The sequence below is a fragment of the Chromobacterium aquaticum genome, assembly GCF_021129195.1.
GTDB classification, from domain to species: Bacteria; Pseudomonadota; Gammaproteobacteria; order Burkholderiales; family Chromobacteriaceae; genus Chromobacterium; species Chromobacterium aquaticum.
Genome location: NZ_JAJOHW010000101.1, coordinates 1 through 10612 on the forward strand (window position 1 = coordinate 1; position 10612 = coordinate 10612).

The window sequence follows — 10612 nt, forward strand, 5'->3', positions numbered from 1 at the left end:
TGACCGGCGGCGGCGCGGCGGCGCTGCCCGGCTACTTCGTGCAGCCCACGCTGCTGGTGGATGTGGCGCCAGACAATGTGGCGGCGCGCGAGGAGATCTTCGGCCCGGTATTGGCGGCGGTGCCTTTCGACAGCGTGGACGAGGCGGTGGCGCTGGCCAATGACACGCGTTATGGACTGACCGCCAGCCTGTGGACCCAGGACCTGAGCGCGGCGCTGAACATCGTGCCGCGCATCCAGGCCGGCACGGTCTGGGTCAACAGCCACATCCCGCTGGACCCCGGCCTGCCTTTCGGCGGCTACAAGGAGTCCGGCATCGGCCGCGAGTTCGGCAAGGGCGCGGTGGAGAGCTTCACCGAGATCAAGTCGGTCTGCATCGCCCATTGAGCGCGGACGCGCTTCCACTTTCATTCAGGAGAAAGACATGTCTTACGACACTGCCCGTTTCTGGCACCCGATGCTGCACCCCAACGCGATGAAGCAGCGCCAGCCCATCCGCATCGTGCGCGGCGACGGCTGCCATGTGTACGACGATCAGGGCCGCCAACTGGTGGATGGCGTGGCCGGCTTGTGGAACGTCAATGTCGGCCACAACCGCGCCGAGATCAAGCAGGCCATCGTCCGCCAGCTGGACGAGTTGGAGTATTTCCAGCTTTTCGATGGCATTTCCCACCCGCGCGCCGAGGAATTGTCCGCGCAATTGATGGAGATGCTGCGGCCGGAGGGCATGGCGCGGGTGGTGTTCGGCTGCGGCGGATCGGACGCGGTGGAAACCGCGCTGAAACTGGCGCGCCAGTATTGGCGCGTCAAGGGCCAGCCGGATCGAGTCAAATTCATCGCGCTGAAGCAGGGTTATCACGGCACTCACTTCGGCGGCGCCTCGGTCAACGGCAACACGGTGTTCCGCCGCAATTACGAGCCGCTGTTGCCCGGCTGCTTCCATGTGGAAACGCCGTGGCCCTATCGCAATCCCTTCACCGAGGACCCGGAGGAACTGGCGGAGATCTGCGCGCGGATGCTGGAGCGCGAAATCCTGTTCCAGAGCCCGGACACCGTGGCCGCCTTCATCGCCGAGCCCATCCAGGGCGCCGGCGGCGTCATCGTGCCGCCGGCCAGCTATTGGCCGCGGGTGCGCGAGGTGTGCGACAAATACGGCGTGCTGCTGATCGCCGACGAGATCGTCACCGGCTTCGGCCGCAGCGGTTCGATGTTCGGCAGCCGGCTGTGGGGGGTGAAGCCGGACCTGATGTGCCTGGCCAAGGGCATTTCCTCCGGCTATGTGCCGCTGGGCGCCACCGTGGTCAACCAGCGCGTGGCCGATGCCTTCGCCGCCAACCAGGACTTCGGCGGCGCCATCATGCACGGCTACACCTATTCCGGCCATCCGGTGGCCTGCGCCGCCGCCATCGCCAATCTGCGCATCGTGGAGCAAGAGAATCTGCCGGCCCGGGCGGCGGAAATGGGCGACTACCTGCTGGCCAGGCTGCTGCCGCTGGCGGAGCGTTATCCGGCGGTGGGCGAGGTGCGCGGCAAGGGACTGATGCTGGCGCTGGACCTGGTCAAGGACAAGGCCAGCCGCGAGCCGATAGACCCGCAAAGCGGCTATGCCGACAAGGTGGCCGAGATCGCGCGCCAGGCCGGGGTGCTGGTACGGCCGGTGGGCAGCAAGATCATCCTGTCGCCGCCGCTGGTGTTGCAGCGCGAACACGCCGACGCCATCGCGCTGGCCTTGGAGGCCGGGCTGGCCGAGGCCTGAGCCGGCTGGCCCGAACGGGGACGAGTTGACCGCGCCGGCACTGCGCCGGAGTCAGGGCCTGTTCAAAGCCTGGCGCGCAAGGTTTCACTGAGCGCGGTGGGTATTGAACAGGCGCTCGGAGAGCGAAGGCCGGAGCGGTGACAAGAGAGAGGGAGGAGACGCAATGTCGATGCAAGAATGCTTGAGCCGCTGCCTGAGCCGCGGCGTAGTGGGTTTCCCGGTGGCCTTGGCCAGCGCGGTGGGCGTGGTGATGGCCAGCCCGGTGATTCTGACCGCCACCAGCGGCTTCGGCATGGCCGGCGGCACGTTCGCGCTGGCGCTGCTGATCGCCTATCTGATGATGCTGGCCCAGGCCACCACCTTCGCCGAGGCGGCGGCGATGCTGCCGACTTCCGGCGCGGTCTACGACTATATCAGCGCCGGCCTGGGCCGCGGCCTGGCCATTGCCGGCACCTTGTCCGCCTATCTGCTGGTGCATGTGTTCGCCGGCACCGCCGAGACCATTCTGTCCGGCATCATGGCGCTGGTGAATTTCGACCATCTGAACACCATGCTGGAAAAAAGCGGCAGCGCCTGGACGGTGGGCGTGGGTCTGGTGATCGCCTTCGGCGCGCTGAATGCGCTGGGCGTGACCGTGTTCGGCAAGGCCGAAGTGGTGTTGACCTTCGGCATGTGGGCGACGCTGACCACCTTTGGCGTGGCCGGCCTGCTGCGCGCGCCGGCGGTGGATCTGGGCGGCTGGTTCGGCGCGCCGCTGCAATGGGGCGATCCCGGTCTGCTGCTCAGCCTGGTGGGCATGGCGATGTTCATGTTCGTCGGCGCCGAGCTGGTGACGCCGCTGGCGCCGGAGCTGCGCGATTCCGGCCGCGCCATTCCGCGGGCCTTGAAGCTGGGGCTCAGCGGCGTGGCCGTCGCCATGCTGCTGTTCGGCGCGGCGATGACGCGGCAGGTGGCCAATCTGCCGCTGGACCCGGCCCAGCCGGCGGGCCCCAGGCTGTTGGACACGCCGATGGCGCTGCCGGCCTTCGCCGAGCGGGTGATGGGGCCGTTCGGCAAGATCTGGCTGGGCATAGGCCTGCTGCTGGCCGGCGCGGCGACGATCAACACCCTGATGGCGGCGCTGCCGCGCATTCTGTATGGCATGGCGCAGGACGGCGCGCTGCCGCGCTGTTTCGCCTATCTGCATCCGCGCTTCAAGACGCCGTGGTGCGGCATTGGGCTGGCGGTGCTGATTCCCTGTGTTCACGCCTGGCTGATCCGCGGCGATCTGGAGCGCATCATGCCCTTGGTGCTGGCCGCGGTCTGCTCCTGGGGCGTCGCCTACCTATTGGTGACGCTGTCCATTGTGCGGCTGCGGCTGACGCGGCCGGACTTCCCGCGCGCCTACCGCTCGCCATGGTTCCCGCTGCCGCAGATCGGCTCGGCGCTGGGCATCGTGCTGGCGATCTGTTTCATCACGCCGCCGGGCATGCAGGCGCGCGACATTTACGCGCCCTTCGGCCTGATGCTGGGGCTGACCCTGTTGTACGCGCTGCTCTGGACCGTGCTGGTGCAGAAGGTCAACCCTTTCCGGCCGGTGCCGCTGGAACAGATACTGCGCGCGGAACTGAGCGAGCCGGAGGACGAAGCGCTGCGGCGGGAGCTGGAACGTGTGGCGGCGGCTGGTTGAGGCCTGGTCGCGGCCGCGCGGCTACCGTCCCGGCGCGACGCTGGCGCGGCTGCGCAGCGACTGGCCCGGCTTGGAAGGCGAGGCGGCGTCCGCGGCGGAGCAAAGCTTCGCGTTTCCGCACGGCGTCTGGTCCTTCCTGGTGCGGGAGCGGGTGGAGGCCGGCTGGATGGCGCATCTGGTGGCTTGCGAGTTCTGCCTGAGCCTGCCGGTTTCCGATCCGGTTCCCGCGCGCATCCGCCTGCGCCATCGCGGCGCCTGGCGGCGGCAGGGCGTCGCCGTGGATTTGCTGGCCGGCGACGCGGTACGGCTGGCGCCGCTATTGCAGGCCTTGCGCGCCGACGCCGATGTGCGCGCCGCGCTGATGCCGCTGGATTTCCGCCGCTGCGAGCTGCGGGGCGGGGTTGATGGCTGGTCCTTGCTGATCGAGCCCTTCGGCGCCAGCGAAGTGGTGTGCCTGCTGCCGCCCTTGCGGCGTTATATCCGGCTGGGACCTATCCAGCGCCTGGCGTTGCTGGCCAGTATGGCGGCTTGCCGACGGGTGTTGCTGGCGTTGAATTGAGGTTCTAAGAACCTGTTTACGATCTGCTGCGCATCGTGAAACGTGACACGGTGGCTACCGCTTCGAAATGTTGATGTACCACGAGTACATTCCGCTTTCTCAGCGGCTTTCTCCTCGTCTCAGATTCTGGGGGGCTGGTCGCGGCGCGGGCAGCGGCAGGCGCTCAAGTTGCTCCAGCAGGCTGAGCAGCAAGTGCAGCTTGTCGGCGCTGAAATGGTTTTCGATCTGCTGGTAGCAGGCGTGGGTCAAGGGCAGGATGCGTTCGGTCAGCGTTCTGCCCATGCTGGTGGGCGTGACGATCAGACGGCGGTTGTCGTTGCAATCGCGGGCGCGATGCACCAGCTGAGCCTTTTCCATGCGCACCAGAATGCCGGTCAGGCTGGGCGCGTGGATGCAGGCGCGCAGGGCGATGACGCCGGCTTCCATCTCGCCGTTCTCGGCCAACAGCCGCAAGATCCGCCATTGTTGCTCGGTCAGGCCGAAGTGTTTGAGCACTGGGCGGAAATAGGACATCACCGCTTCGCGTGCCAGCAACAGGCGCTGCGGCAATTGCGGATGTTGGCTGTTCTGCGGACTTGGCATGGGCTGGCGTTCGGTAAAGTTAATAAGTTAACATTGTATAGCTTAATCAAAGCGGAGGCGACAGTGTCCGCCACGCATGAGATCAGGAGGGAATGCGATGTCCTTGCACAATAAAGTGATCGTGATTACCGGGGCGGGTTCCGGCATAGGCGCGGCTTGCGCGCGCGCGTTCGCCAGCCAGGGCGCCAGGGTGGCGCTGATCGGCCGGCGCGAGCCGCCGCTGCAGGCGCTGGCGCTGGAAACCGGCGGCCTGGCACTGGCCGGGGACGCCGCCGACGGCGCGCACTGGACGGACGCGTTGGCGCGCATCCACGCGCGCTGGGGGCGAGTGGACGGGCTGCTGGCTTGCGCCGGCGGCTTGGGCATGGGCTCGGCGCTTGCGACCGACGACACGGCCTGGCGCGCGGCGCTGAGCGTAAATCTGGACACCGCCTTTGTGTCGGCGCGCGCCTGCCTGCCGGACCTGATCGCCCAGCGCGGCAGCATGGTGCTGATGGCCTCCATCGCCAGCCTGGCGGCCGTGCCGGAGGCCTGCGGCTATGTGACGGCCAAGCATGCGCTGCTGGGCTTGACCCGCTCGCTGGCCAAGGACTTCGGCCCGGCCGGCGTGCGCGTCAACGCGGTCTGTCCCGGCTGGGTGCGCACGCCGATGGCGGATCTGGAAATGCAGCCGCTAATGGCAGCGTATGGTGAGGACCTGAAGGCAGCTTACCGGCGCGTGAGCGCCGATGTGCCGCTGCGGCGACCGGCGGAGCCGGAGGAGGTGGCCGCGGTGTGCCGGTTCTTGCTGTCCGATGAAGCCGCCATCGTGCATGGGGCCTGGCTGGCGGCGGACGGCGGCGCCACCGCGGTGGATGTGCCGACGCTGGCTTATTCGCGGCTGGCGGCGGAGGCTGCGGGCTGAGCCGGGACGACATTGACGACGCTGGCCCGCGCGCCCACGCGGAAGCTGCGGCTGGCGCCGAAGTCCCGCCCCTGGTAGCCGAAGATCTTGCCGTCGGTTTGCATCCGCTCCAGGTCGATCAGCAGCACGCCCAGCGTGGGAATGATTTTTTCGCGCCAGACAAACAGGTAAAGCCCTTGCGCCAGTTGGAAGCCGTGGCAACGATCGACGTCGGCCAGCCCTTGCTCCACGCCTTCCAGACAGTGCCAGGCGTAGAAATGGTCGTTCAGGTAAATATGCTCGTAGCACTCGGTGGGGCTGTAGCGGTAGCGGTTGCGCATGCCCACCAGTTCGCCGCAGCCCGGCGGCGGCGCTTCCGTCGCCGGACGGTTGATCGCGCCGTGGGCGAAGCTCACGGCGACGCCGCTTTGTTCCAGCTCGCGCTCGGCGCGTTCAAAGGCGGATAGCCTGACATCGGCGGCGTCGGGCAGGCTGCCGCTCACCAGGGTGCAGCACTGCCGTCCGAGGTCCAGCGCCAGGCTGAGCGAGAGCCGGGCGTCGCCGCCGTGGCGGAAGTCGATGAAGAAGACGCCGGGGCGCAGCGAATTGGACGCGTGATAACCGTCGACCTCGGCCAGCGCCGAGGCCAGGCCAGGGCGCACGATGTCGACGTGGGCGCGGCCCTCGCTGTCGAAGCGGCAGTCGGCGGCGCTGTTGTCGTCGAAGCACAGCAGCAGATTATTGCCGTCCAGTTCCTTGCTATGCGGCGGCGCCAGACTGTCCGGCGCGAAGCCGTCGGCCAGCTCGCCGACCTGAATGAAGCTGGGGAGGATGTCTTGCATTGGGTGGCTCCTTTGGTTGGCGGATAACAGGCGCGGGGGTCTTGATGTCCGCGGCTTAAAGGCCGTGGCGTTCGGCCTGCGCCTGCAACTGCCGCGTTTGCAGGTCGCGCATCGCCGCGCCCGGCTGTTGCGCGACGACCAGCTCCAGCAGCGGATCCTCCACCGGGGTGCGGACGCCGGACAGCGCTTCCAGCGCGGCCAGGCCGCAGAAGGGCACATAGGCTTCGGAATAACCGCCCTCGTGCAGCATGGCCAGGTGGCCGCCGGCTGCGGCATCGGCGTATTCGACCAACTGCGTGGTCAGCGCGCGGAAGGTGTCGCTATGCGCCTGCATCCGCGCCAATGGATCCAGCGCATTGGCGTCATAGCCGCAGGCGACGATGATCAGCTCCGGCTGAAAGCGGCGCAGCGCCGGCAGGACCAATAGCCGCATCGCGTCCAGATAGGCCTGGTGGCCGCCGCCGGGCAGCAGCGGGATGTTGAGGTTGGCGCCCAGGCCTTCGCCCTCGCCGCGGTCGTCGGCGCCGCCATAGCCGGGTGGGTAACAGCCATCCTGATGCAGGGAGATGGTCAGCACATCGCCGCGGCGATAGAAAATGGATTGGCTGCCATTGCCGTGATGCACATCCCAGTCGACGATGGCGACGCGGCGCAGGCCGTGGCGGGCGATGGCTAATTCGGCGGCGAGGGCGGCGTTGGCCAGAAAGCAGAAACCCATTGCAGCGTCCGCCAGGCAATGGTGGCCGGGCGGACGCGACAAGGCATAGCTCTTGTCCGCCTCGCCGCAGAGCAGGGCGTCCACCGCCGCCCAACACAGGCCGGCGGACAGCTTGGCGATTTCATAACTGCCAGGGCCAATCGGCGCTTGCTGGCCCAGGATGCCGCCGCCGGCGTCGCTGAGCGCCTGGAAGCGTTGTAGATAGGCGGGTGTGTGCACGCGCAGCAGATCATCCTCATCCAGCGGCGGCGCGCTGCGCACTTGCAGCCGGGCGCTGAGACCGGACACGTCCATCAGACTTTTCAAGCGGCGCTTGCTGTCCGGCGATTCTGCGTGGCCGCCGCCGGAAGGCGGCTGCACCCAGCCGCCCACCGGCAGGATTTGCGCGTGTTGCCCGGCGCTGTGCCACAGGCAGAGTTCGTCGAAGAAAAAGGCGGTGCGCGGCGGCATGGCGGGCTCCGGTGAAGTGGCGGCGGTTTTGGTGTGCACGCGCTGGCTGCGCGAGGTCTTGGAGCAGGCTGGCAGCATCCAGCGGGCGCGGCAAGCGCCGGCCTCGGGCTTTGCCGATTTGGGATAGGCCCGGCGCAACACCGCCGGCTTCAGTGCTTGAGCCGGCGCAGCGCGTCCTGCAGCGCCTTGCGGTAGTCGGGCGTTTCCCGGGTCTGGGCGATGGCGTCCCACAGCTGGCGCGTCAGTTGAGGCCTGCTGTCGGCGAAAGCATGGGAAAAAATCAGGTAATAAGGTTTGGAGACCAGGTCCGGGCCGACTTTCTCTATCTGGTCCCGGTAGGCATGGTTGCCAGCCAGCAGGCTGTCGCCAGCCAGGGTCGGCAAGGCCACGCCGCTGAGACGGCGCGCCAGCAGCTTGTTCAGGTTCTGCTCGGGGTCGCGGGAGCTGTCGTCGACTTGCGCGCCCAGCGCCAGGAGCTGGGCAATCACCGAGAAGCCGGTTTGGGCGCCGATGGCGGCGTCGACATTGCTGAGGCGCTGGCCATCCCAGCCCAGTTTCGAACCTTTTAGCCGGTACAGGCTATAGCCGTCGGTATGCATGCGCAGCGCCGGGTCGGCGGCGTCGCCCTTCATCGGAAAGACGCCGATGACGAGCCGCTCCGGCTTGAAACTGATTTCGAACAGCCCGTCGAGCTGATTGTTCTGTACCTCGCTCAGGCAGCGGGTCCAGGCCATCTGTTGGATTTCCAGTTTGACCTTGGCGGTGCGGGCCGCGGCTTTGAGCATCAGCAGGCTCAGGCTGGGGCCATTCAGCCGCCGCCACGGCGGGGACTCCATGTCCTCGGTGCACAGGCGGACGCTGTCCGGCGACGGCGCGGCGGCGGCAAAGGCGCAAAACAGCGCAAGCAAGAGGCAAAGACGAAAACGCGGCATGGTGGCGGGGCTTGAGGGTGGCGGCTCTTCAAGTTTTTTGCGGCGCGGGGGAAAAAGCAAGCAAGGAAAGGACAGGAATGAACGCAAAAAAGCCGATTCGCGTAGAATCGGCTGGTTTCGCCGCCAGCTGCATGGTCTGGCGCAATCGTGATTCGCAGTTTTTTTGGTGGAGGTAAGCGGGANNTCCCAACTGAGCTATACCCCCGCACCGGCTGCGTTTCACAGTGCTGCGCAGTATATGGCAGGCTCCGATTCTTGTAAATAGCCGGCGCCATTTTTTTTGGATAATTTTCCGGAGCCGGCGCAGCCGGCGGCATAGGAGCCCGCCGGGGGCTCGGTTATAATCGTCAGTTCGCCAGCCATTCAACAGGAAGCAAGCCGATGTCGGTAGGGCATTACGAAAACTTTCCGGTGGGCTCCATTCTGCTGCCGCGCCGGATGCGCCGCGCGGTGCATGCGATCTACCGCTTCGCGCGCTATGCCGACGATGTGGCGGACGAGGGCGACAACACGCCGCAGCAGCGCCTGGCGGAGCTGGACTTCCTGGGCGCGGAACTGGCGCGCATAGGCGCCGGCCAGCCGCCGGAAATGCCGATGATGCGCGAGCTGGCGGCGGCGGTGGCCGAGCATGGCCTGGATTTGCAGCCGTTTCATGATCTGCTGTCGGCTTTCCGCCAGGACGTGGTCACCACCCGCTATCGCGATTTCGGCGAACTCGCCGATTATTGCCGCCGTTCGGCCAATCCGGTGGGGCGGCTGATGCTGGCCTTGTACAGCGAGGGCGATCGCCGCTCGCTGGCGATGTCGGACGGCATCTGCACGGCCTTGCAATTGATCAACTTTCTGCAGGATGTGGAGCTGGACTGGCGCAAGGGCCGGGTCTATCTGCCGCAGCAGGATTTGCAGCGCTTCGGCGTGAGCGAGGCGCAGATCGCCGCGCGCGACGCCGGCGGCTTGTGGCAGCCGATGATGCGCGCCCAGATCGAGCGCGCGCGCAAGATGTTGCAGGCCGGCGCGCCGCTGGGCAAAGTGCTGAAGGGCAGGATGGGGCTGGAACTGCGACTGATCATCCTGGGCGGCGAGCGCATCCTGAAGAAGCTGCACGACTCCGGCGGCGATGTGTTCCGCCGGCGCCCGGTGCTGAACTGGCGCGACTGGATCTATATGTCGTGGCGCGCGCTGCGCGCGAAATGAGCGCTGCGGCGCGATGATGAAGAATATTGACGGATGGCGGTCCGCCGGGACCGCCGCCGCTTGGACAGGAGTGGCGCGTGACGCCTGATCAGTATTGCGAAGACAAGGCCGCGGCCAGCGGTTCCAGCTTCTACTATAGCTTCCGCTTCCTGCCGGAGCCGCGACGCCGCGCGATTACCGCGCTGTACGCCTTCTGCCGCGAGGTGGACGACGTGGTGGACGAATGCCACGATCCCGGCGTGGCCCGCGCCAAGCTGGCCTGGTGGCGCGGCGAGGTGGCCAAGCTCTACCAGGGCGGGTCGGAACACCCGGTGATGCAGGCGCTGCAGCCGCATGTGCGGGCTTTTGGCCTGCCGCAGCGCGAGTTGGAGGAGATCATAGACGGCATGGAGATGGACCTGAGCATGGTGCGCTACCAGCGCTTCCAGGACTTGCTGCGCTATTGCCACCACGTTGCCGGCGTGGTGGGCCAGCTGGCGGCGCGCATCTTCGGCCACAGCGACGAGAAAACGCTGGAATACGCGCATGAGCTGGGCATCGCCTTCCAATTGACCAATATCATCCGCGACGTGGGCGAGGACGCGCGCCGCGACCGCATCTATCTGCCGATGGAGGAGCTGCAGCGCTTCAACTGCCCGGCGATGGACATCCTGCATTACGAAGAGAGCGCGGCGTTCAAGGCGCTGATGGAGTTCCAGATCGAGCGCGCGCAGCAATACTATCGCCAGGCCTGGGAGCTGCTGCCGGCGGCGGACCGCAAGGCGCAGCGCCCCGGCCTGCTGATGGCGGCGATCTACCGCGCGACGCTGGAGGAAATCAAGTTGGACGGGCCGGCCAAGGTACTTAATCAGCGCCTGTCGCTGACCCCCATCCGCAAGTTGTGGCTGGCATGGAAAACCTGGACCTTCGGCTACCGGCCGTGAGCCGCGCATGAGCGGGCCGCGCATCGCCGTGATCGGCGCCGGCTGGGCCGGCCTCGCCGCCGCGGTGGAACTGGCCGGACGGGCGCAGCTGACGGTGTTCGAGGC

General features: G+C 67.1%; 13 protein-coding genes. 9 read left to right on the forward strand and 4 right to left on the reverse strand.

All coding sequences use genetic code 11. The features are described 5' to 3' along the window. The 4 genes from LQT98_RS16025 to LQT98_RS16040 all read left to right on the forward strand — a co-directional run. Positions 1–386 (forward strand): aldehyde dehydrogenase family protein (locus LQT98_RS16025; RefSeq protein ID WP_231463501.1); only part of this gene is annotated, 386 nt, incomplete at its 5' end. A 37-nt stretch (positions 387–423) separates the two neighbouring features. Next, complete coding sequence (locus tag LQT98_RS16030) at positions 424–1755, forward strand: aspartate aminotransferase family protein (protein WP_231463502.1); 1332 nt, start codon at positions 424–426, stop codon at positions 1753–1755. Positions 1756–1918: 163 nt separating this feature from the next. Further along, positions 1919–3424: an APC family permease gene (locus LQT98_RS16035; protein WP_231463505.1), complete on the forward strand. Its 1506-nt coding sequence runs from the start codon at positions 1919–1921 to the stop codon at positions 3422–3424. Beyond that, entirely contained in the window at positions 3405–3983 is a 579-nt protein-coding gene (locus LQT98_RS16040) for a DUF3156 family protein (protein ID WP_231463506.1), read from the forward strand. Before LQT98_RS16035 ends, LQT98_RS16040 begins: the two co-directional genes overlap by 20 nt. 99 nt (positions 3984–4082) lie before the next feature. Here LQT98_RS16040 and hpaR read toward each other — a convergent pair whose 3' ends face one another. Continuing rightward, positions 4083–4565, reverse strand: coding sequence for a homoprotocatechuate degradation operon regulator HpaR (gene hpaR, locus LQT98_RS16045; protein ID WP_231463509.1), 483 nt, complete (start codon positions 4563–4565; stop codon positions 4083–4085). A 97-nt stretch (positions 4566–4662) separates the two neighbouring features. Between hpaR and LQT98_RS16050 the strand changes: the two genes are divergently transcribed. Beyond that, the gene (locus LQT98_RS16050; protein WP_231463511.1) at positions 4663–5469 is read left to right on the forward strand and encodes an SDR family NAD(P)-dependent oxidoreductase; all 807 of its coding nucleotides are present in this window, start codon (positions 4663–4665) and stop codon (positions 5467–5469) included. Here the strand turns inward: LQT98_RS16050 and LQT98_RS16055 are convergent. The 3 genes from LQT98_RS16055 to LQT98_RS16065 form a co-directional block, all read right to left on the reverse strand. Then, positions 5436–6290 carry a MoaF C-terminal domain-containing protein gene (locus LQT98_RS16055; protein ID WP_231463513.1) on the reverse strand — a complete coding sequence of 285 codons (855 nt, stop codon included), beginning with the start codon at positions 6288–6290 and terminating at the stop codon, positions 5436–5438. The two genes, LQT98_RS16050 and LQT98_RS16055, sit on opposite strands and share 34 nt — an antisense overlap. Before the next feature lie 55 nt (positions 6291–6345). Further along, positions 6346–7458, reverse strand: a complete 1113-nt coding sequence (locus LQT98_RS16060; protein WP_231463515.1) for a class II histone deacetylase — start codon at positions 7456–7458, stop codon at positions 6346–6348. A 149-nt stretch (positions 7459–7607) separates the two neighbouring features. Continuing rightward, positions 7608–8294, reverse strand: coding sequence for a substrate-binding periplasmic protein (locus tag LQT98_RS16065; RefSeq protein WP_231463517.1), 687 nt, complete (start codon positions 8292–8294; stop codon positions 7608–7610). On the opposite strand from LQT98_RS16065, the gene LQT98_RS16070 reads away from it, so the two are divergent. From LQT98_RS16070 to LQT98_RS24135, 4 genes are all read left to right on the forward strand, one after another. Next, positions 8293–8541: a hypothetical protein gene (locus LQT98_RS16070; protein ID WP_231463518.1), complete on the forward strand. Its 249-nt coding sequence runs from the start codon at positions 8293–8295 to the stop codon at positions 8539–8541. The two genes, LQT98_RS16065 and LQT98_RS16070, sit on opposite strands and share 2 nt — an antisense overlap. Before the next feature lie 230 nt (positions 8542–8771). Continuing rightward, a complete protein-coding gene (gene hpnC / locus LQT98_RS16075; RefSeq protein WP_231463519.1) occupies positions 8772–9584 on the forward strand; it encodes a squalene synthase HpnC in 813 nt (270 codons plus the stop codon). 77 nt (positions 9585–9661) lie between these two features. Continuing rightward, a complete protein-coding gene (gene hpnD, locus LQT98_RS16080; RefSeq protein WP_048409761.1) occupies positions 9662–10507 on the forward strand; it encodes a presqualene diphosphate synthase HpnD in 846 nt (281 codons plus the stop codon). A gap of 7 nt (positions 10508–10514) precedes the next feature. Next, positions 10515–10612 (forward strand): NAD(P)-binding protein (locus LQT98_RS24135; protein ID WP_331282557.1); only part of this gene is annotated, 98 nt, incomplete at its 3' end.

Excerpts from the sequence above, each read along its gene's own strand:
- hpaR (WP_231463509.1), bottom strand. The coding sequence starts at position 4,565 with ATGCCAAGTCCGCAGAACAGCCAACATCCGCAATTGCCGCAGCGCCTG.
- LQT98_RS16035 (WP_231463505.1), top strand. The coding sequence starts at position 1,919 with ATGTCGATGCAAGAATGCTTGAGCCGCTGCCTGAGCCGCGGCGTAGTG.
- LQT98_RS16030 (WP_231463502.1), top strand. The coding sequence starts at position 424 with ATGTCTTACGACACTGCCCGTTTCTGGCACCCGATGCTGCACCCCAAC.
- LQT98_RS16065 (WP_231463517.1), bottom strand. The coding sequence starts at position 8,294 with ATGGAGTCCCCGCCGTGGCGGCGGCTGAATGGCCCCAGCCTGAGCCTG.
- LQT98_RS16060 (WP_231463515.1), bottom strand. The coding sequence starts at position 7,458 with ATGCCGCCGCGCACCGCCTTTTTCTTCGACGAACTCTGCCTGTGGCAC.
- hpnC (WP_231463519.1), top strand. The coding sequence starts at position 8,772 with ATGTCGGTAGGGCATTACGAAAACTTTCCGGTGGGCTCCATTCTGCTG.
- LQT98_RS16050 (WP_231463511.1), top strand. The coding sequence starts at position 4,663 with ATGTCCTTGCACAATAAAGTGATCGTGATTACCGGGGCGGGTTCCGGC.
- LQT98_RS16055 (WP_231463513.1), bottom strand. The coding sequence starts at position 6,290 with ATGCAAGACATCCTCCCCAGCTTCATTCAGGTCGGCGAGCTGGCCGAC.
- LQT98_RS16070 (WP_231463518.1), top strand. The coding sequence starts at position 8,293 with ATGTCCTCGGTGCACAGGCGGACGCTGTCCGGCGACGGCGCGGCGGCG.